This is a genomic window from Sporosarcina sp. P1 (genome assembly GCF_002743155.1).
Taxonomy (GTDB): domain Bacteria; phylum Bacillota; class Bacilli; order Bacillales_A; family Planococcaceae; genus Sporosarcina; species Sporosarcina ureae_B.
Window position 1 is genome coordinate 1 of the sequence record NZ_PDYS01000026.1, and the last position, 20,052, is coordinate 20,052.

At 41.9% G+C, this 20,052-nt stretch carries 19 protein-coding genes, 1 tRNA gene, 1 rRNA gene, 1 other RNA gene and 1 other annotated feature; of the genes, 18 read left to right on the plus strand and 4 right to left on the minus strand.

Features of this window, described 5'->3' with window-relative positions; genetic code table 11:
• From CSV73_RS16800 to CSV73_RS15435, 4 genes are all read left to right on the plus strand, one after another.
• Positions 1-214: hypothetical protein (locus tag CSV73_RS16800; RefSeq protein ID WP_233202914.1), on the plus strand; the 214-nt coding region annotated here is incomplete at its 5' end.
• Between the two features lie 146 nt (positions 215-360).
• Positions 361-843, plus strand: a complete 483-nt coding sequence (locus CSV73_RS15425) for a glutathione peroxidase (RefSeq protein WP_085132273.1) — start codon at positions 361-363, stop codon at positions 841-843.
• Between the two features lie 105 nt (positions 844-948).
• Positions 949-2,415 (plus strand): IMP dehydrogenase, encoded by a 1,467-nt coding sequence (guaB, locus tag CSV73_RS15430; protein WP_085132274.1) that lies wholly within the window; start codon positions 949-951, stop codon positions 2,413-2,415.
• A gap of 178 nt (positions 2,416-2,593) precedes the next feature.
• Positions 2,594-3,949 (plus strand): D-alanyl-D-alanine carboxypeptidase family protein, encoded by a 1,356-nt coding sequence (locus CSV73_RS15435; protein WP_099628031.1) that lies wholly within the window; start codon positions 2,594-2,596, stop codon positions 3,947-3,949.
• Positions 3,950-3,968: 19 nt separating this feature from the next.
• On the opposite strand, the gene pdxR is transcribed toward CSV73_RS15435, so the two are convergent.
• Positions 3,969-5,384: a MocR-like pyridoxine biosynthesis transcription factor PdxR gene (gene pdxR / locus CSV73_RS15440; protein ID WP_085132276.1), complete on the minus strand. Its 1,416-nt coding sequence runs from the start codon at positions 5,382-5,384 to the stop codon at positions 3,969-3,971.
• Between the two features lie 100 nt (positions 5,385-5,484).
• On the opposite strand from pdxR, the gene pdxS reads away from it, so the two are divergent.
• Positions 5,485-6,330: a pyridoxal 5'-phosphate synthase lyase subunit PdxS gene (pdxS, locus tag CSV73_RS15445; protein ID WP_085132277.1), complete on the plus strand. Its 846-nt coding sequence runs from the start codon at positions 5,485-5,487 to the stop codon at positions 6,328-6,330.
• 304 nt (positions 6,331-6,634) lie between these two features.
• Positions 6,635-6,842 (plus strand) — a binding site (T-box leader).
• Between the two features lie 68 nt (positions 6,843-6,910).
• On the plus strand, positions 6,911-8,194 hold the full coding sequence (gene serS, locus CSV73_RS15450; RefSeq protein ID WP_099628032.1) for a serine--tRNA ligase: 1,284 nt from the start codon (positions 6,911-6,913) through the stop codon (positions 8,192-8,194).
• A gap of 100 nt (positions 8,195-8,294) precedes the next feature.
• On the opposite strand, the gene tadA is transcribed toward serS, so the two are convergent.
• Positions 8,295-8,795: a tRNA adenosine(34) deaminase TadA gene (gene tadA / locus CSV73_RS15455; RefSeq protein WP_085132279.1), complete on the minus strand. Its 501-nt coding sequence runs from the start codon at positions 8,793-8,795 to the stop codon at positions 8,295-8,297.
• Between the two features lie 173 nt (positions 8,796-8,968).
• Between tadA and CSV73_RS15460 the strand changes: the two genes are divergently transcribed.
• Both CSV73_RS15460 and CSV73_RS15465 read left to right on the plus strand, forming a co-directional pair.
• Positions 8,969-9,616 carry a deoxynucleoside kinase gene (locus tag CSV73_RS15460; RefSeq protein ID WP_085132280.1) on the plus strand — a complete coding sequence of 216 codons (648 nt, stop codon included), beginning with the start codon at positions 8,969-8,971 and terminating at the stop codon, positions 9,614-9,616.
• Positions 9,603-10,259: a deoxynucleoside kinase gene (locus CSV73_RS15465; RefSeq protein ID WP_085132281.1), complete on the plus strand. Its 657-nt coding sequence runs from the start codon at positions 9,603-9,605 to the stop codon at positions 10,257-10,259. The genes CSV73_RS15460 and CSV73_RS15465 overlap by 14 nt, the downstream gene beginning before the upstream one ends.
• Positions 10,260-10,274: 15 nt before the next feature.
• Here the strand turns inward: CSV73_RS15465 and CSV73_RS15470 are convergent, their stop codons facing one another.
• Positions 10,275-11,639, minus strand: a complete 1,365-nt coding sequence (locus CSV73_RS15470; protein WP_085132282.1) for an aspartate kinase — start codon at positions 11,637-11,639, stop codon at positions 10,275-10,277.
• A 154-nt stretch (positions 11,640-11,793) separates the two neighbouring features.
• Here CSV73_RS15470 and CSV73_RS15475 point away from each other — a divergent pair, with 154 nt between their 5' ends.
• Genes CSV73_RS15475 through thrB form a run of 3 tightly spaced genes read left to right on the plus strand, consistent with a single transcriptional unit; the run spans position 11,794 to position 15,047 of the window.
• Positions 11,794-13,086 carry a homoserine dehydrogenase gene (locus CSV73_RS15475; RefSeq protein ID WP_085132283.1) on the plus strand — a complete coding sequence of 431 codons (1,293 nt, stop codon included), beginning with the start codon at positions 11,794-11,796 and terminating at the stop codon, positions 13,084-13,086.
• Positions 13,087-13,092: 6 nt separating this feature from the next.
• Positions 13,093-14,151, plus strand: a complete 1,059-nt coding sequence (gene thrC, locus CSV73_RS15480; protein ID WP_085132284.1) for a threonine synthase — start codon at positions 13,093-13,095, stop codon at positions 14,149-14,151.
• Positions 14,151-15,047 carry a homoserine kinase gene (gene thrB, locus CSV73_RS15485; protein ID WP_085132285.1) on the plus strand — a complete coding sequence of 299 codons (897 nt, stop codon included), beginning with the start codon at positions 14,151-14,153 and terminating at the stop codon, positions 15,045-15,047. The genes thrC and thrB overlap by 1 nt, the downstream gene beginning before the upstream one ends.
• Positions 15,048-15,235: 188 nt before the next feature.
• Here the strand turns inward: thrB and CSV73_RS15490 are convergent.
• Positions 15,236-15,328, minus strand: a tRNA-Ser gene (locus tag CSV73_RS15490).
• Between the two features lie 382 nt (positions 15,329-15,710).
• Between CSV73_RS15490 and ffs the strand changes: the two genes are divergently transcribed.
• From ffs to CSV73_RS15525, 7 genes are all read left to right on the plus strand, one after another.
• An RNA gene (gene ffs, locus CSV73_RS15495) (signal recognition particle sRNA large type) lies at positions 15,711-15,977 on the plus strand.
• 124 nt (positions 15,978-16,101) lie between these two features.
• Positions 16,102-16,554, plus strand: a complete 453-nt coding sequence (locus CSV73_RS15500) for an S-ribosylhomocysteine lyase (RefSeq protein WP_198166119.1) — start codon at positions 16,102-16,104, stop codon at positions 16,552-16,554.
• An 86-nt stretch (positions 16,555-16,640) separates the two neighbouring features.
• Positions 16,641-18,386, plus strand: a complete 1,746-nt coding sequence (dnaX, locus tag CSV73_RS15505) for a DNA polymerase III subunit gamma/tau (protein ID WP_099628033.1) — start codon at positions 16,641-16,643, stop codon at positions 18,384-18,386.
• A gap of 21 nt (positions 18,387-18,407) precedes the next feature.
• Positions 18,408-18,728 carry a YbaB/EbfC family nucleoid-associated protein gene (locus CSV73_RS15510; protein ID WP_029055208.1) on the plus strand — a complete coding sequence of 107 codons (321 nt, stop codon included), beginning with the start codon at positions 18,408-18,410 and terminating at the stop codon, positions 18,726-18,728.
• Positions 18,729-18,739: 11 nt separating this feature from the next.
• A complete protein-coding gene (recR, locus tag CSV73_RS15515) occupies positions 18,740-19,336 on the plus strand; it encodes a recombination mediator RecR (protein ID WP_085132288.1) in 597 nt (198 codons plus the stop codon).
• Positions 19,337-19,424: 88 nt separating this feature from the next.
• Positions 19,425-19,688: a pro-sigmaK processing inhibitor BofA family protein gene (locus CSV73_RS15520; RefSeq protein WP_232319133.1), complete on the plus strand. Its 264-nt coding sequence runs from the start codon at positions 19,425-19,427 to the stop codon at positions 19,686-19,688.
• Positions 19,689-19,987: 299 nt separating this feature from the next.
• Positions 19,988-20,052 (plus strand): 16S ribosomal RNA (locus tag CSV73_RS15525); the annotation flags it as partial.

The following is a 20,052-nucleotide window of genomic DNA, read 5'->3' on the forward strand; positions in this document are numbered from 1 at the left end:
AAAGCGCGCTATCGTCCAACATAACCGCTCTATGAAATGCATTGACCGCTCTATCGCCTCGCTTATTCGCTCTATCCGTTTGCTCAAGCGCTCTATTGTCTTGTTTATCCGCTCTATCAATCAGCTAAAGCGCTCAATCCCCACGGTTATCCGCTCAATCACACGTCTAAAGCGCTCATTCCCACACGAATCAGTGCTCAATCCCCTTGCCTAACCACTCAAAGACTCACGCCAAGCGTTCCTAAAACTACCCTCTACATTATTCTCCTTAATACTCTAAAAATCTTATTAGTAAACAAGATACTAGGTATTCGTTCAATAGTCAGGTAAAATATACTAAAAGAAAAGAGGCGATACTGCATGACAACAGTTTACGACTTTACTGTGAAAACTACAGACGGAGAAAAGAAGTCTCTAAAAGAATTTGAAGGAAATCCAATGGTCATTGTCAATACCGCCAGTAAATGCGGCTTCACAAAACAATTTAAAGAACTGCAACAACTGTATGAAGAATATAAAGATCAAGGGCTGGTTATATTAGGCTTCCCATCGGATAACTTCAATAACCAAGAATTTGATGATATTGATGAGACGATGAATTTCTGCCAAATGAATTATGGTGTGACATTCCCTATGTTTGCCAAGGTAGATGTGAAAGGTGATGAAGCAGAACCTTTATTTACGTATCTTGCTGAACAGCAAAAGGGTGTATTAACGGAAGGTATCAAATGGAACTTCACGAAGTTCTTAATTGATTCAAACGGACAAGTAGTCGATCGTTTTGCACCACAGACAAATCCCTTAAAGATGCAAAAGTCACTAAATAAAATATTCAACAAATAAATGTAATAGTCAGTTTATAAACTTCTGTCTTGACACGTCTCATTGACGCTGATAACCTTTTAATAATCTGAATAGACAATAGTAATTTTAGGAGGCAGAAAGTTAATGTGGGAATCAAAGTTTTCTCGTGAAGGTCTGACGTTCGATGATGTATTATTGGTGCCAGCTGCATCTGAAGTATTGCCAAAAGCTGTTTCGCTGTCTGTGAACTTAACAGATAGCATTAAGTTGAATATACCCATTATCAGTGCAGGTATGGATACAGTAACAGAATCCAAAATGGCGATATCTATGGCTCGTCAGGGTGGAATCGGCGTTATTCATAAAAACATGAGTATCGAAGAACAAGCCGAGCAAGTTGTTACGGTTAAACGTTCTGAGAATGGAGTTATTAAAAATCCGTTCTTCCTTACACCGGAACATCAAGTATTTGATGCAGAGCATTTAATGGGTAAATATCGTATCTCAGGTGTTCCAATTGTTAACAACATGGAAGAGAAGAAACTGGTTGGTATTTTGACGAACCGTGACCTGAGATTCATTCAGGATTATTCCATTATCATTGATGAAGTCATGACGAAAGAAAACTTGGTGACGGCTCCTGTAGGAACGACACTTGAAGACGCTGAAAAAATGCTACAGCAATATAAAATTGAAAAGCTCCCGATCGTAGACGATAAAGGTATTCTTAACGGGTTAATTACAATCAAAGATATCGAGAAAGTTATTGAGTTCCCTAATGCAGCAAAAGATAAGGCTGGGCGCTTACTCGTGGGTGCAGCCGTTGGAGTCACCGTAGACACTTCTACACGCATTGAGAAGCTTGTACAGGCGGAAGTTGACCTAATAGTCATTGATACGGCACACGGACACTCTAAAGGTGTTATTGACACCGTGAAAGACATTCGTAGAAATTATCCGGACCTTGCGATTGTTGCAGGAAACGTGGCCACAGCAGAAGCAGCAGAAGCATTGTACGAAGCAGGCGCTGATGTAGTGAAGGTTGGTATTGGCCCTGGTTCTATTTGTACTACCCGTGTAGTTGCAGGTGTTGGTGTACCACAGATCACTGCTATCTATGAATGTGCAACAGTAGCGCGTAAATATGGCAAGACAATTATTGCTGATGGCGGAATTAAGTACTCTGGCGATATTGTCAAAGCATTGGCTGCAGGTGGACATGCGGTTATGCTTGGAAGCCTGCTTGCAGGTACTACGGAGAGCCCAGGAGAGTCTGAGATCTTCCAGGGACGTCGTTTTAAAGTATACCGTGGAATGGGTTCTGTTGCAGCGATGGAAAAAGGTTCAAAAGATCGTTACTTCCAAGAAGATGAAAAGAAACTGGTACCTGAAGGCATTGAAGGTCGTATGCCATATAAAGGGCCTTTGTCTGATACAATTCATCAGCTTATAGGAGGTATTCGAGCAGGTATGGGATACTGCGGTTCGAAGGATCTGGAAGCGCATCGTGAAAATGCACAATTTATTCGTATGACCGGTGCTGGTTTATTGGAGAGTCATCCACACCAAGTACAAATTACAAAAGAAGCACCGAACTATTCGGTACGTTAATCTACTATCTAAGGGACAGCGAGGAATTTTCTCCTGTCCTTTTTTGTTTTTATATGGCGAATAATAAAATGTAGTGATTTCCATACGGGAATATGCGTTTTTTTTGCCATAAGCATATCTGACTTGCTGGGAATATGGTACACTGATTTTTGATATTGTGACTACGGAGGTAAGATGAGTGAAAAAAGTAACACAAAGATGGTTGGCAGTTTTAATGGTACCAATGATGTTGTTGATGACGTTTGGTATGCAAGGATCTGTAGCAGCAGAGGAAAGTGAATCTTCACTGGACATCCGTGTAAACGGAGCTATTTTGATAGATGCAGATAGTGGAAAGGTATTATATCAAGAGAACGCGGATAAGCCGCTCGGTATTGCGAGTATGACGAAAATGATGACGGAGTACTTGATGTTTGAAGCTCTTGAGGATGGAACGATTACATGGGATCAGGAATACAAGGTAACAGAGTATACGTATAAAGTTTCGCAAGATCGTCGTTTAAGTAATGTACCACTTCGTCGTGATGGATCCTATACAATTCGTGAGCTTTATGAAGCTGTAGCCATTTATTCAGCAAATGCGGCGACTATTGCGATTGCGGAGTCAATTGCAGGATCAGAAGAGGAATTTGTCAATTTAATGAATGAAAAAGCTGAAGAACTTGGATTGACAGATTATAAATTTGTCAATTCTACAGGGCTGAACAATAGTGATTTACAAGGTATGCACCCAAGTGCGTTTGGTGAGAAAGATGAAAACGTTATGCCAGCTCGTTCTGTTGCCAAACTAGCCTATCATTTATTGAAGGAATATCCCGAAGTACTAGATACGACCAAAATTGCAAAAAAGACATTCCGTGAAGGTACGGATGATGCAATTGATATGGTGAACTGGAACTTCATGTTACCTGGGCTAGTGTATGAATATGAAGGAATCGATGGTTTGAAAACAGGGACTACGGAATTTGCGGGACATTGTTTCACTGGGACTGCCGTACATGATGGACGACGTGTTATTGCTGTCGTAATGAATGCAGTGGATGATAAAGGCGTTGGATCGTATGAAGCACGTTTTGATGCTACTCGTGAATTATTTGACTATGGCTTCAAAGAGTTTAGTGAAATAGAGCTACTTAAAGCAGGACATCAGTTCAAGAAGCAGAAAACACTAGATGTTATTAAGGGGAAAGAAAAAAAAGTAGCGATTGCTACAAAGAAACCTATTAGTATGTTAGTTCGTAATGGTGAAGATCAAGACTATACAGCTGAACTCATATTAGATGAAAAATTGGTGAAAAACGGACAAGTCCAAGCACCGATTAAAAAAGGTACGGTTGTTGGTCATGTAAAGCTAGTAAAAAAAGATGGATCAGATCTTGGTTTTATTGATGGGAAAATAGTTGATACGGAAGTAGTCACGACGGAAGAAGTGAGGAAAGCTGGTTGGTTCTCGTTAACTGTGGGAGCAATCGGTAATTTCTTCTCTAGTGCGTGGAATAGTTCTACTGGTTTCGTAAAAGGCTTATTTAATTAACTATCAAAAGACAGCGTACCTACTTAGGTATCGCTGTCTTTTTTATGTTCCACACGTCAAGCAACTTTGGGATTGCCAGTTTGATATCATTTTCAGTTAGACCACCGAAGCCGATCAGGAATGAAGGGGGGGATTGATCAGGCATTACCTTATAAGTGTCTAGACCACGAACCTTTATTCCTGATTGAAGAGCTTCACTGATTAGCTCCTTTTCAGTTCTGGTCGTATGAATGTGAAGCAAGACATGCATACCTGCTTCATCGCCCGAGAATGAAATGCTAGGTTCATACGATTTCAATAAATTCGTCAACGTGTGCATTTTTCGACGATAGATTTTACGCATGCGGTTCAGGTGGCGCGAGAATTGTCCATCTGCCATGAAACGTGCCAAAATATGTTGATCTATCCGTGGTACAGAAGAAGAGTAGGGAATGAAAGCCTGCCGGTACGTATCCAATAGCCTTGGTGGTAACACCATGTAGGCAATCCGCATAGATGGCATAAGTGATTTGGTAAACGTACTTAAATAGATGACATTTTCTCCTTTATCCATCCCTTGCAAGGAAGGTATAGGACGTCCACGATAACGGAATTCACTGTCATAGTCATCTTCAATTATGAAAAACTCGGGATTGGACGCAGCCCAGTTCAAAAGAGCGATTCTACGAGCTGCAGACAGTACTGTACCGGTTGGGAACTGGTGGGAAGGGGTAACATAGGCTATAGAAGCATCAGAGCGTTGTAAGGCCTTTACGTCAAGTCCTTCATGATCAACTGCGATAGGAATCGTCATTCTGTAGTTTTCGGAAAAGACGTGTTTCGTCATCAGATAGCCTGGATCTTCAATTGCATAGCGAGCTTGTTCTCCTAGTATCCGAATAATTAAAGGTAAAAGCTGCTCTGTACCGGAACCAACAATGATTTGTTCAGGTGTACAGTCTACTCCACGTGAATGGTACAAATAGCGTGCAATTTCTTGACGCAACTCAATATCACCGTGTGGATCTCCGAGTAACAATAAGTGGGCATGTGATGTATCCATAATATCTCGCGCGTATTTTCTCCAAATAATGAATGGAAAGTTTTCTGTATCAATGAAACTTGGTGAAAAGTCATAATCCACAGGTTTGGTTACGGGAACCTCAGATAGAGTCTCTGATTTTACAGGCTGTACATAGGCGAGTTCCTCTATTGCTTGAACGAAATAACCTTTTCGTGGTTCCGCTGCGATAAAACCTTCCGCCATCAGCTGATCATAAGCCATTTCAATAGTTGTTTGGCTGACGTTAAGAAACTCCTCGAGTTGACGTTTGGAGGGGAGTTTCATGCCAACGGGAAATTTGCCATCGATCATGTCTTGTTTAATTTGATTATATATTTGTTGATAAAGCGGAGTATCCGAATTTTTTTGAAGCTCGATAAAAATCATATCCATCATGAACCCTCTAGTCTGACCATGTTGTTTAGTACGTAACTGGCTATTTTCATATGGTCAATTTCAATTATACTGAAAATAACAAAAAGGAGGAAGTAAAATGAATTTTAATTATGGTGGCGTTATTATGGATGTAATCAATGCGGAGCAAGCAAAGGTGGCGGAAGCAGCGGGGGCAATTGCGGTAATGGCACTGGAGCGAGTACCTTCTGATATTCGTGCAGCAGGTGGCGTTGCACGAATGGCAGACCCACGAATTGTAGAAGAAGTGCAAAAGGCAGTATCCATTCCTGTCATGGCAAAAGCACGTATTGGTCATATTTCAGAAGCACGTGTATTGGAAGCATTAGGGGTGGACTTCATAGATGAAAGTGAAGTACTAACACCTGCGGACGACGAGTTTCACTTATTGAAAAGCGATTTCAGCGTACCATTTGTTTGTGGAGCGAGAAACCTTGGTGAAGCTGCGCGTCGCTTAGGTGAAGGGGCCAAAATGCTCCGTACAAAAGGAGAGCCAGGAACAGGGAATATCGTAGAAGCAGTGCGTCACTTGCGAATGATTAATGCTCAAGTCAGTAAAGTAGTACATATGAGCAAAGACGAGTTAATGACAGAAGCCCGTAATCTTGGTGCTCCGTATGAAATACTACTTGCTATTAAAGAAGCTGGTCGCTTACCGGTTGTGAACTATTCTGCTGGTGGTGTTGCAACGCCTGCTGACGCAGCATTAATGATGGAACTTGGAGCGGACGGAGTCTTTGTTGGTTCAGGTATTTTCAAATCAGATAATCCGGAAGCATTTGCACGTGCTATTGTAGAGGCTACTGCGAATTACCAGGATTACGAGTTGATCGCTAAGCTATCACAAGGAATTGGCACGCCGATGAAAGGTTTGGAAATTTCGAAGCTTGCAGAGAGTGAATTAATGGCGATTCGCAGTTCGTAACTTTTGATTGGATTGGTTCTTCACTTTATTAGGGTATTGATGTTAGAGCAAGTTAAATCTTAGAACCACACGGGAACTGGAGGATTACGTCCAGCCATGGGTTAACTCCAAATTGCATGAGTTATCTCATGGCTACAGTGGTCCCGCATTAGCTTTCCACAAATTACATGAAGTAGCTTTGCGTCTGTGCCAAAGTGATTGTAAAGAGCTACTATATTTTTAGGTTGTCGGTGTTTCCCATGCGAAAATGTACCATGTCACTTGTCAATAATCAGAAATTGTAGTATGGTATATTTAATTTCACATTATTACGATGATAGGAAGCAGTAGCGACAGTGTTTTTTTTAGAGAGCTAGCGGATGGTGAAAGCTAGTAAAAACCGTTGTGAATCCGTCCTGGAGTAGCAAAGCCGAATCAGTAGGTTTTGCCGGTCAGTTGAGCCGATATCTCAAACAAGTGGGCTGGGCAATCAGCCAATTTGGGTGGCAACGCGGGTAGTTCTCGTCCCTATTTTAGGGGATGGAGGGCTTTTTTTATTGTCTTTTATTATCAGTGATGTAAATACAAGGAGGCGGATGGCGTGCTAGACAGTAAACTATTGCGTGCAAATTTTGAAGAAGTAAAAGCCAAGCTCAGTAAACGCGGAGAAGATTTAACCGACTTTGAAAAGTTTGGTGGTCTTGATGAGAAACGTCGCGAAATCTTATCTAAAGTAGAAGTACTAAAAGCTGAGCGTAATGAAGTATCACAACAAGTAGCACAAATGAAGCGCAATAAAGAAGATGCAGATGAAGTCATCGCAAAGATGAAAAAGGTCGGCGAGGAAATCAAAGCGTATGATCAAGAGCTTGCTACAGTTGAAGAGGAATTGAATTATGTGCTTATGCGTATTCCGAACATTCCACATGATAGTGTGCCAGTAGGGGATAGTGAAGATGACAATGTAGAAGTCCGTACGTGGGGAGAGTTACCAACGTTTAACTTCGAACCTAAACCACACTGGGAAATTGGAACGGATCTTCAACTACTTGATTTTGAACGAGCAGCAAAAGTGACAGGTAGTCGTTTTGTGTTTTATCGCGGACTCGGTGCACGACTTGAACGTGCACTGATCAACTTCATGCTGGATCTTCATCAAGAAGAACATGGCTACGAGGAAATGCTGCCACCATATTTAGTAAACCGTACAAGCTTGACTGGAACAGGACAACTGCCGAAGTTTGAAGAAGATGCGTTCTTGATTGAAGAAGAGGACTACTTCTTGATCCCGACATCTGAAGTTCCCGTTACCAATTTCTATCGCGATGAAATCTTGGAAGGGTCTAAGTTGCCGATTGCGTTCACAGCATACAGTACAAATTTCCGTTCTGAAGCAGGATCTGCAGGTCGTGATACACGTGGATTAATTCGTCAGCATCAGTTCAATAAAGTGGAGTTGGTTCGCTTTGTGAAACCGGAAGATTCATATGATGAGTTGGAAAAATTGACTGGCCATGCGGAAAAGGTATTGCAGTTGTTGAAATTACCGTATCGTGCTCTCAAGATGTGCACAGCAGATTTAGGTTTCACAGCTGCCAAGAAGTACGATTTGGAAGTATGGATTCCTACACAAAATGTCTATAGAGAAATTTCTTCTTGTTCTAACTTTGAGGATTTCCAGGCGCGTCGAGCACATATCCGTTTCCGTCGTGAGCCGGGTGCGAAGCCTGAATATGTTCATACATTGAACGGTAGTGGTTTGGCTGTTGGTCGTACAGTAGCAGCAATTCTGGAGAATTATCAGCAGGAAGATGGCTCTGTGGTGATTCCAGATGTGCTTCGACCGTACATGGGTGGGAAAGAAAAGATAGAAGCACCTCAGTAAGTAGAAACACACCATTGACTTGTGCTCCACATAATCTACAAGTATGCTTTTTCAAAATCAAAAGCTTATTAGTGAAATACAAAAGAATGAAGCCCTACACTTAGGAGTTTGACTCTAAGCGTTGGGCTTCTTTTTTTGCAGCTTTTCTTTTTTCTCTTAGGGATCGAAAGAAGGTGGTGAGAAGTTGTCCGCACTCTTTACCAAGGACACCCTCTGTTACGATGCATTCATGATTAAACCGGGAGTCGTTAAGTAGATTGTAGAAGGTATGGACGCAGCCACCTTTTGGGTCGCGTGCGCCGTAGACGACTCGTGGAATACGAGATTGTAGTATGGCTCCTGCACACATAGGGCAAGGTTCGAGTGTGACGTATAGTGTAGTGTCTTCTAAACGCCAACTACCTATCTTCTCACAAGCTATTTGGATGGCGGATAGTTCTGCGTGAGTGACAGCATTTTGTGTGGTTTCACGAAGATTATATGCTGCAGCAATTACTTGTTCATTATGTACAATAACCGCACCAATTGGCACTTCAGCTAGAGAGGCAGCTTTTTCTGCTTCTGCTATTGCCAGTCTCATGTAGTATTCATCATCTTTCATCAATTCATCCCTCCTTATCAACAGTCTATCATGCGTAACACCAAAATCAATTAGTGAAATGTTCCACGTGAAACAGACAACAAGAAAACAATAAACGACTTAATATAAGTCACATTGCATATGGTCGTCTATGATAAAATGGAAAGGTAACGAATTGAAAGGGTGAATGGTAAATGTTTGTCCCGTTTATTGCGGTAGAAGGTCCGATTGGTGTAGGGAAGACTACACTCACGGCAGCGATTGCCGAGACCTTTTCATATAATCAATTAAGAGAGATTAGTGGAGAAAATCCTTTTCTCGATCATTTTTATCAAGACAAAGAAAAATGGAGTTTCCAAACGGAAATGTTTTTCCTGTGTAATCGATATGAACAATTGAAGAAAATTAATAAAGAATATATTTCACAAGGATTACCCGTGGTGGCTGATTATCATGTATTTAAAAATATGCTATTTGCGCAACGTACATTAGAGTCAAAAGACTTTGTAAAATATAAAGATATTTATCATATTTTGACGAAAGATCTACCTATGCCGAATGTCGTTATTTCATTGTCGGCATCTATTCCAACATTACTCGACCGAATAGACAAGCGTGGTCGATCGTATGAAGCAGATATGGATTCTGATTATTTACTGCAGCTTTCGGAAGACTATCGTACCTATTTGCCAGAGTTTGAAGCAACGTTTTCCGATGTCCAAGTTATCCATATAAATGGGGATGTAGTAGACTACGTGCGTAATAAAGAAGACATGGATACAATACTAAGCAAAGTTTATGAAGCAGTAGAGAAAGGTAGGAAGCTAAATGAAGTTACCTAATATACCGAAAAATAGTGTATTTGCGGTAGCGGGAATGGTGGGAGTAGGGAAGTCAACAATGGCACATGCGATTGCCAAAAGACTCGGATTTCAAGAGTCCTTGGAAAACGTAGCGGAAAATCCATATTTAGAGAGATTTTACGAAGACTTTGAGCGTTGGAGTTTTCATTTGCAAATCTTCTTTTTGGCAGAACGTTTTAAAGAGCAAAAGCATATCTTTGAAAGCGGTGGCGGTTTTGTACAAGATCGTTCCATTTATGAAGACGTAGGGATCTTTGCTCAAATGCACGCTGATGAAGGAACTATGGAAGCGGTCGACTTTGAAACATATATGCATCTATATGAAGCAATGGTAATGACACCATATTTCCCACATCCGAATGCGCTTATTTACTTGGAAGGACCACTACCTGTCATTCTTGAGCGTATTGAAGAGCGTGGCAGGGATATGGAGACGCAAACACCAAGAAGTTATTGGGAAGAAATGTATCGTCGCTATGAACAGTGGATTGATTCTTTTACTGCATGCCCAGTCATTCGGCTGAACATCGAAGAATATGATTTGATAGGAAATGACGAGGATATTGAGTTGATTATCGGGAAAATAGCTGAAAAAATGAAAGAAACGACACCCCTTATATAAGGCGTGTCGTTTACATTAATGAACAGGAACTTCTGAAAAAAACTCCTGATATAACTCTCGAAGGACAATGTTTTCATCTTTTTCTTGAATACCGAATACTAAACTGACCTCTGAAGAACCTTGGTTGATCATTTCGATATTTGCACCTGTACGAGCTATAGCAGATGCCGCGCGTGCTGCCAATCCTCTTGCATGGCGCATGCCTTCACCCACCAGTACTACCATGGAATAACCACGTTGGAAATGTACATCATCAGGACATAACTCTTGTCCTATGCGCTTAACGATACGTGCTTCCTTTTCGGGTGTTAAATGCTCATCGCGAATAATAACAGACAAGTTATCAATACCTGACGGTGTATGTTCAAATGGAATTTCTTCTTCTTCCAAGATTTGTAGCAAGTGACGTCCAAAACCAATTTCTAGGTTCATCAAGTACTTAGCAACGAAGAGTGTAGAAAACCCTTTATCAGCAGCGATTCCGACAACAGATTGAAGGCTATGGTCACGGTCCCGAACAATCATTGTGCCGGGCGCACTTGGATTGTTGGTGTTCTTAATGCAAACAGGAATCTTGTGCCGAAATGCAGGCACTAAAGCTTCCTCGTGAAACACAGAAAACCCTGCATATGCAAGCTCACGCATTTCTCGGTATGTCATAGCATCGATCGCACGTGGATTTTCAATAACTGTTGGATTTGCTGAGAAAACTGAATCTACATCGGTGAAGTTTTCATAAAGTTCTGCATTCGTTGCTGCCGCTAGCAGGGCGCCTGTAATATCTGAGCCACCACGGTTAAACGTACGCAATGTTCCGTCTTCTGTGTAGCCGAAGAAGCCTGGAAATACAATGATACCTTCTTTATCACGTAGTTTACAGAGCTTTTCATTGCCTTCTGGGAGAGCGCGTACACGTTCTGGACGATGGTTAACAAGTAATCCACCGTCACGGGGGTTTACATACTCTGCTTCGACACCGATATGCCGGAAGTAAGCCGCAATCATTTTTGCATTATTGTCTTCCCCAGCGGCTTTCAAGCTGTCTACGTATAGAATTTCATCAGATTGATCTTTATTCAGGCGTCTAATAACATCTTGCTCAATTACTTGTGCAATTTCTTCATCTAAGCCAAGTCCTTCTGCAATTTCTTTGTAACGGTCCACAACCATTTGCAGCGAATCTAGAGTGTCTTCACCAGCAAGTGAGGCATTTGCCAAATCAATAAGCAAATCAGTTACCTTAATGTCAGAAGAAAACCGTTTACCTGGCGCAGAAACTACGACAATCTTTCTCGATGGGTCGGATACAACAATGTCGACCACTTTCCGAATTTGTTCCGCGGATGCGACGGATGTTCCGCCAAATTTACAAACTTTCATTGGGTACCAGATCCTATCTTTTTTGAGATTATCTATCTATTTTTAGAAGATTCGTGAAAACAGGTTGTTATTAAAGGCAGAATTCTCTATAATTGTCCTTATACGAAGAACGATTGTTTTTTCATAGTGTACATATAGTTAGGAGAATCGTCAAATGAAAAATGAAAAAAAAGAAATTAATATTGGTTTGCTAGGTTATGGAGTAGTGGGAAGCGGCGTTGCAACGATCTTGCATAATCATCAAGATGACCTGCGACATAAACTTGGCGTTCCTGTGTCTATCAAAAAAGTCCTTGTTAAAAACTTGGATAAAAAACGCAATGGCGTGATACCTAAAGAAATGTTCACTACATCACTTGAAGAAGTGTTAAACGACCCTGAAATTGATTTAATTATTGAAGTGACAGGAGGTTCGTCTGAAGCAATTCGACGTTCACTTGAAGCGGGTAAGGGTGTTGTCACTGCAAACAAGGATGTCATGGCAGAGTCGGGACCTGAATTATTAAAATTAGCGGATGAAAATAAATGCGACTTATTATATGAAGCGAGTGTGGGTGGCGGTATTCCATTAATCCGTACATTAGAAGATGGATTAGCGTCCGACCGCATTACCGCATTAACAGGAATCGTTAATGGAACGACTAACTTCATTTTAACAAAGATGAAGCATGAAAATAAGACTTATGAAGACGCGTTGGCGGAAGCCACGGAACTGGGCTTTGCGGAAGCTGATCCTTCAGCTGATGTAGATGGTATTGATGCAGCGCGTAAGATGGTTATTCTCGCGTCACTATCCTTTTCCACAGAAGTGCATCTTGATGATGTATTTGTCCGTGGCATGAAGGAAATTGCAGACGGTGATCTTCAGCTTGCAGAGCAATTCGGTTACACAATTAAAATGACGGGTTCTGCCAAAAAAGATGAAGAAGGAATTGAAGTAGCTGTTGAGCCAGTATTTGTTCATAACTCTCATCCACTTGCTACTGTCAATAATGAATTCAACGCAGTGTATGTGTACAGTGATTCAGTAGGGGAGACAATGTTCTATGGACCTGGAGCTGGTTCATTACCTACAGCGACTTCCGTAACAGGTGACGTAGTGGCGGCTTGCCGAAATATTTTGCTCGGCGTGAATGGTAAGAGAATGCATTCACCGCAATTTGAACGCAAAGTAAAAACGGATAATCAGAAGTATGCTCGCTATTTCCACCGTATAACGGTACGTGACGAAGTAGGCGTGTTGACGGAATTGACATCTATTTATAGTCACCATAAAGCGAGTCTAGCGACAGTTGTTCAAGATTCAGATATGCACGGTGAAGGCGCGGATTTAATCTTCATTACACATAAAATTTCCCGTCAACAACATTTAGATATTTTAACAGACTTAAAAGATACACCTGCGGTCATTGACATTTCAAGTCATTACCGTGTGGAAGGAGAATAAGGAATTATGAGAAGATGGAATGGATTGATTGAAGAATATAAAGAATGGTTGCCGGTGACAGAGAATACTCCTTCATTGACATTGCAAGAAGGAAATACACCGTTAATCCATCTCGAGAACTTATCAAAACAATGGGGAATCAATCTGTATGTGAAAACAGAAGGAACGAATCCAACAGGTTCATTTAAAGACCGCGGAATGGTAATGGCAGTTGCAAAAGCGAAAGAAGAAGGGAAAACAGCGTTGATCTGTGCTTCAACGGGTAACACATCTGCTGCAGCTGCAGCATATGGTGCACGTGCAGGTATGCGTACAATTGTCGTTATTCCTGAAGGTCGTATTGCATTAGGCAAGCTGGCGCAGGCGAAAATGTATGGTGCCGAAATCGTCGCTATTGAAGGAAACTTTGACGAAGCACTCCGTATGGTACGTGAACTAGGCGAAGGGAAAATTGCGTTGGTGAACTCTGTGAACCCTTATCGACTTGAAGGCCAGAAGACCGTAGCATTTGAAACAATTGAACAGCTCGGTAGTGTACCGGATATCTTCGCTTTGCCTGTTGGAAACGCGGGTAACATTTCCGCGGCATGGAAAGGTTTCAAAGAATACGCAGAGAAAAAAGGTACGGCTACACCGAAGTTACTAGGAGTTCAAGCAGACGGTGCAGCGCCAATCGTATATGACCGTGTATTCGAAGAGCCCGAAACGGTAGCAACAGCAATCCGTATCGGAAACCCTGCAAGTTGGCATTTGGCAACGCAAGCACTTGAAGAATCTGGTGGCGACATTTTATCCGCTACTGATGAGGAAATCTTGGAAGCTTACCAATTACTAGCTGCAACAGACGGGATCTTTGCAGAGCCAGCATCTTGTGCAACAATTGCGGGTATCAAGAAACGACTAGATGCGGGATTGATTGAAAAAGGAACAACGATAGTTGGAATCCTAACAGGTAATGGATTGAAGGATCCTGAAACAGCAATCAATGTTAATGCACATAAGCCTATGATGACAAATGAACAGTTCGATAACTTCTTAAAAGAATTGAAAGAGGGGACAAACTAATGACAGAAGCCGGTTTTTCAGTGACCGTACCAGCCACAACGGCTAATCTCGGACCCGGCTTCGATCATTTAGGTCTTGCCCTCTCACTTAACATGACGATAGAAGTTACACCGGCCAACGCGTGGTATGTTTTGTATCAAGATAAAGAGTATGCTGCATTGCCAACGGATGAAACAAATTTAATCGTGCAGACTATTCAGCATGTAGCAACGCGGTATGATCGAGTCATTGCATCGCAAAAGTTAGTAGTACGTTCAGACATTCCTTTAGGAAAAGGTTTAGGTAGTAGTGCTACGGCAATTGCCGCAGGTATTGAAATCGCAAGTGAACTAGCGGACTTGCAACTGTCTCCAAAAGATAAGTTGCGAATCGGTAGCGAACTGGAAGGACATGCCGATAACGTTACCGCTGCATTGATTGGAGGGATGACAGTATCGTACTTCGCCGAAGATGAGATGGAAGTGCTCACATTCCCTGCACCTCCAATTGGTATTGTCATATTAGTGCCACCGGTTGCTTTAAAGACAGAAGCTTCGCGTGGGTTGCTACCTGAGCGACTGACGCATAAAGTTGCAGTACGCGGAAGTGCAGCGGGCAGTGTGATGACAGCCGCTATTGCGCAATCGGATTGGGTGACGGCAGGCCGCATGATGGAACGAGATCAATATCATGAGCCCTATCGAAAAGTTGGATTCCCTAACTTTGATGAAATACGTTTAGCTTGTAAGGAAGCAGGCGCGTACGGTATGACAATCAGTGGAGCGGGCCCGTCTCTTTTCGTAGCTGTACCACCAGGAACAGAGCAACAAGTGGCGGCATCATTAGAACAAAGCTTTCCCCATTATCAAGCACTTGCACTGCAACCCGCAGAGGCAGGCGCATACATTACAAAATAAAAACAGCGTCAGGACTGATTCAGTCTCTGGCGCTGTTTTTTCATAATGGATGTATTCTTTTCAGGAATTTATAATTGTATACCAGTCGGCCGTATCTGCCTAGACCGCAGTTCGGTGGTTTGTAATTAAGTTATTATTTTTAAGCAATAAAAAAACGTTACATCGAGTAACGTATGCTGTCAAAAATATGGCGGAGGAAGAGGGATTCGAACCCCCGCGGGCTTTAACACCCCTGTCGGTTTTCAAGACCGATCCCTTCAGCCGGGCTTGGGTATTCCTCCGTATCAGACAAATAATATCTTATCACGTCTTTTTTAAAACGTCAACCATTATTTTTTCCTTTTTTCTCATAGCAATAAATGAAGTGCCAATAATAAAACTCATTAAGGCAACGAACTGCATTAATACACCATACATGAAGTTGATATCCGATTGTGAGAAAATAATTACCAATAAGCTAAGCAGGCGGTAGACAACACAATGAGCGCATAACGTTTAGTTTGATCCATGGTAATCCCTCCATTGGAATTCAATTAGTATACTATCTAATATATTCGGACAAAAGGTTTTTCGCCGTTTATACAGTAGGATATTGAAACACATTCTGAAGATTACAGGGTTTACCGTTGCAATCATAATTAACTATGGGTATAATAATAAATGCCGTGCTAGGTGGGGAATTAGCGGTGCCCTGTAACTTGCAATCCGCTCTAGCAAGACTGAATTCCTTTTCTGAGGCTGTCCGCATGTAGGGTCTGCCTCTTGCACGTAGTGTTGACGTCTGGGTCCTGCGCAATGGGAACCCATGAATCATGTCAGGTCCGGAAGGAAGCAGCATTAAGTGGACTCTCTCATGTGCCGCGGGGTAGCCTAGACCGAGCCAACGACAAGAGTAACGCTTATGTGCGGCAGTCGAAGATAGGTGCACGGCATTAATTCAATAATTCACTCGTCCATTTCATTATGGACGAGTTTTTTATGTCCCTAAAGTAGTGTATACTTCAAAGTAGTACGCATAACTGAAAGGGAGCGATTTACATTGTCTGAGAAAAAAATGAACGTTGAAAGTTTTAATTTGGATCATACGAAAGTGAAAGCACCTTATATTCGATTAGCGGGAACTACTGAAGGAAAGAATGGCGATAAGATCTTGAAATATGATATCCGCTTTTGTCAGCCAAATACAGATCACATGGATATGCCCGCCCTTCATTCACTAGAACATATGATGGCAGAATTCAGCCGTAACCACTCGGATCAAATCGTCGATATCAGTCCAATGGGCTGTCAGACAGGTTATTATCTAGCCGTCATCAATCATGATGACTATAACGATATTCTTTCTATAGTAGAGAATACATTAAATGACGTACTGTTGGCGACGGAAGTACCAGCATGTAACGAAATACAGTGTGGCTGGGCAGCAAGTCATAGCCTAGAAGGGGCAAAAGAAATTGCACGCACAATGCTTGATAAGAAAGACGAATGGACGGAAGTATTTGCGTAATATTTTAAAGCGATATACGGTGAAAAATTCGTGTTTCATGTTATGATAAAAGTATTATGCAATCGGAGAAAAAGGGGGAAAAGCAGTTGATTTACCAAGCACTATACCGCGCTTACAGACCGCAGGCTTTTGGTGAAATGTCAGGTCAGCAGGCGATCAAGCAAACTCTGCAAAATACCCTTCTCCATCAGAAGACGACACATGCGTATCTATTCTCAGGACCTCGTGGAACGGGAAAGACGAGTGCGGCGAAGATATTTGCAAAAGCACTTAACTGTGAAAACGGACCAGCAACAGAACCATGCAATGAATGCGAGACGTGCAAAAGCATTACAGAAGGATCGAACACGGATGTAACTGAATTTGATGCGGCTTCCAATTCGCGCGTAGAAGAAATTCGTGACATTATTGAACGTGTGCATGTGGCACCTTCCAACGCACGATTTAAAGTCTATATTATTGATGAAGTGCATATGCTGTCCAATTCAGCTTTTAATGCATTGTTGAAGACACTGGAAGAACCTCCAGCCCACGTCGTATTTATTCTGGCGACTACGGAACCTCATAAGTTGCCGCTCACTATCATTTCTAGATGTCAGCGATTTGATTTCAAACCTATTACGTCACCTGAAATCATTGAGCGAATGGAGAAGGTTATTGGAGATATTGGAGTTACTGTGGAGACCGGAGCATTGCGCGCAATCGCACAAGCTGCGACAGGTGGAATGCGGGATGCACTTAGTATGCTTGACCAAGCCGTGTCGTTTAGCGGAGACAAGTTGACAACAAGTGATGCGTTGCTTGTGACTGGAGCAATTGGTGAAGAAATATTTTATCAACTTGCACAATCAATTCAAGCGAAAGACGCGGGATCCGCATTGTCTTTATTGCATAAACTGATTGCTGAAGGTAAAGATGTAGGTAGACTTGCCGAAGACATGATTACATTTTTCCGCGATATTTTACTGCTTGGCACCGCGCCCGAATTGACAAATCTTCTGGAGTTGATTTCAGATGGTGAAAGATTTCAAGAGCTTGCCCAAGAGTTTCATTCGGATGAATTATACCGGTACATCGATATCCTCTCAAAAACACAACAAGAAATGCGTTTTTCTAATCACGGGAAGGTCTATATCGAATCCGCTTTATTGAAAATGATTCATTCTGGAGAGCAACGACAAGTATCTACTTCCGTAGCCGATCCTGAAATGGCCCAGAAGTTTGCAATGCTAGAACAGACCGTTAGACAACTTCAGCAACAAGTAGCAGCAGGGGCTGTGCAACAAGCCACCGAACCACAAGCACCTGCAAAAAGAGCTGCCTCAACTGCTTCTAGGTCTGCCAAAGTACCAACGGGTAAAATTATAGAGGTTTTAAAAGCGGCAACAAAGTCCGATATTCAAGTGATTCGTGAGCAATGGGCAGGTATGATGCAAAGTATGCAACGTTCGCACGCTGCTTTGTTGGAAGAGACGGAGCCTGTAGCAGCATCTGAGACGGCATTTGTGCTAAAATTTAAATATGAAATTCATTGCTTGATGGCTTCTGAAAATGCTACATTACAAGCAGGCTTATCGGATGCGTTACTGCGGCTGACAGGCAAAGGTTATGAAGTAATCTATGTAGCGGAAGAAAGCTGGTTGCAAGTTCGTGCTGATTTCATTCAAAAAAGTGGATTGGCTAGTCAAAAAAGTAAGGAAAACCCTCAACAGTCAGTAGATGAACAACAAACGTCGGCGTTTATAGAAGAAGCAACAATTGAAGACGCAGACCCACTCGTAACTGAAGCTGAGAAAATGTTTGGAAAAGATTTTATTACAATAGAAGAGTAATTTACTAAGGAGGAATTATTTATGCGTGGAGCAGGGAATATGCAAGGTATGATGAAGCAGATGCAGAAGATGCAAAAGAAGATGGCAGAGGCACAGGAGAACTTAGGAAATGAGCGAATGGAAGGTACAGCAGGTGGTGGGATGGTAAAAGTAATCGTCTCAGGCCATAAAGAAGTACTTGAAGTAATCATTGATCCAGAAGCGGTAGATCCAGAAGACGTAGAAATCTTACAAGACTTGATTGTCATAGCTACAAATGATGCTATTGCAAAAGCGGAAGAAATTACGAACTCCACAATGGGCCAATTTACAAAAGGAATGAACTTGCCCGGGATGTTCTAGGAGGTTGTATAATGCATTATCCTGAACCTATATCTAAATTAATGGATAGCTTTATGAAATTGCCAGGCATTGGCCCCAAAACTGCGGGTCGTCTGGCGTTTTTTGTATTAAGTATGAAAGAAGATACTGTGCTAGATTTTGCTAAAGCGTTAGTGGATGCGAAACGTAATCTTCAGTTTTGTTCAGTTTGTGGCCATATTACTGATATCGATCCGTGCTACATCTGTCAGGATCAATCACGTGATCGCTCGACAATATGTGTCGTGCAAGATCCGAAAGACGTGATTGCCATGGAGAAAATGCGTGACTATCGTGGTTTGTACCATGTATTACAAGGTGCAATATCACCGATGGACGGAATCGGGCCGGAAGATATCAATGTTCCATCATTACTAACTAGACTTCAAGAGGACGAAGTGCAGGAATTGATTCTTGCGACGAACCCTACTATAGAAGGAGAAGCAACGGCCATGTATATTTCGAGGCTGGTTAAACCATCCGGAATCACGACAACGCGTATCGCTCATGGCTTACCTGTCGGTGGAGATCTAGAATATGCGGATGAAGTTACATTGTCTAGAGCATTGGAAGGTCGTCGAGAATTATAAAAAGAATTAAAAGGTAGGGAACGACTAGACTAATCCTCTGCAGAGGCGCATATAGATAAGTATCTATGAGATAGAAAGGGCGTTTTCTGTGAGGATTTTAGTCATAGCTATATTAGGAGCCGTTGCATTATTGCTTTTAAGTATGAGTCGGACCACTCTTGAAAAAAACATGGAGCGCTTATCGGTATTCTGGTTTAGATTAGCTTTTGCGTTCTTTATTCTTTTCTTAATGAATATCGCTGGTGGATTTATTGGAATCTACGTACCTGTAAACATTGCATCTGGCATGATCTTAGCTATACTAGGGGTGCCGGGATTCGCGGCGCTATGCGGTTTCGCCATTCTTTTTTAAAAGAATGGTGAAAAAGCTTGCATTCCCACAAATGCGGTGGTATATTTATAAGCGTCGCATCAAGCAGTTGCGAAAACATCAAACTTAACAAGAAAAACTTTTTAAGAAAAAGTGTTGACAACGAAATGATGAGATGTTAATATTAGAAAGTTGCCTCTTACGAGAGACCGACCGAATGAACCTTGAAAACTGAACAGCAAAACGTTAACGAAATACAGTTTGTGCATCTGACGATGACACAAACAAAATGAGTATCTTAATTGATGCCAGCAAATGAAACTCGAGCTAATCGAATTTCTCTTATGGAGAGTTTGATCCTGGCTCAGGACGAACGCTGGCGGCATGCCTAATACATGCAAGTCGA

Coding starts and splice junctions, on each gene's coding strand:
- recR (WP_085132288.1), top strand. CDS start 18,740: ATGCATTATCCTGAACCTATATCTAAATTAATGGATAGCTTTATGAAA.
- thrC (WP_085132284.1), top strand. CDS start 13,093: ATGAGAAGATGGAATGGATTGATTGAAGAATATAAAGAATGGTTGCCG.
- CSV73_RS15500 (WP_198166119.1), top strand. CDS start 16,102: ATGAACGTTGAAAGTTTTAATTTGGATCATACGAAAGTGAAAGCACCT.
- guaB (WP_085132274.1), top strand. CDS start 949: ATGTGGGAATCAAAGTTTTCTCGTGAAGGTCTGACGTTCGATGATGTA.
- CSV73_RS15470 (WP_085132282.1), bottom strand. CDS start 11,639: ATGAAAGTTTGTAAATTTGGCGGAACATCCGTCGCATCCGCGGAACAA.
- pdxR (WP_085132276.1), bottom strand. CDS start 5,384: ATGGATATGATTTTTATCGAGCTTCAAAAAAATTCGGATACTCCGCTT.
- thrB (WP_085132285.1), top strand. CDS start 14,151: ATGACAGAAGCCGGTTTTTCAGTGACCGTACCAGCCACAACGGCTAAT.
- tadA (WP_085132279.1), bottom strand. CDS start 8,795: ATGAAAGATGATGAATACTACATGAGACTGGCAATAGCAGAAGCAGAA.
- CSV73_RS15460 (WP_085132280.1), top strand. CDS start 8,969: ATGTTTGTCCCGTTTATTGCGGTAGAAGGTCCGATTGGTGTAGGGAAG.
- CSV73_RS15510 (WP_029055208.1), top strand. CDS start 18,408: ATGCGTGGAGCAGGGAATATGCAAGGTATGATGAAGCAGATGCAGAAG.
- pdxS (WP_085132277.1), top strand. CDS start 5,485: ATGAATTTTAATTATGGTGGCGTTATTATGGATGTAATCAATGCGGAG.
- CSV73_RS15425 (WP_085132273.1), top strand. CDS start 361: ATGACAACAGTTTACGACTTTACTGTGAAAACTACAGACGGAGAAAAG.
- CSV73_RS15465 (WP_085132281.1), top strand. CDS start 9,603: ATGAAGTTACCTAATATACCGAAAAATAGTGTATTTGCGGTAGCGGGA.
- CSV73_RS15475 (WP_085132283.1), top strand. CDS start 11,794: ATGAAAAATGAAAAAAAAGAAATTAATATTGGTTTGCTAGGTTATGGA.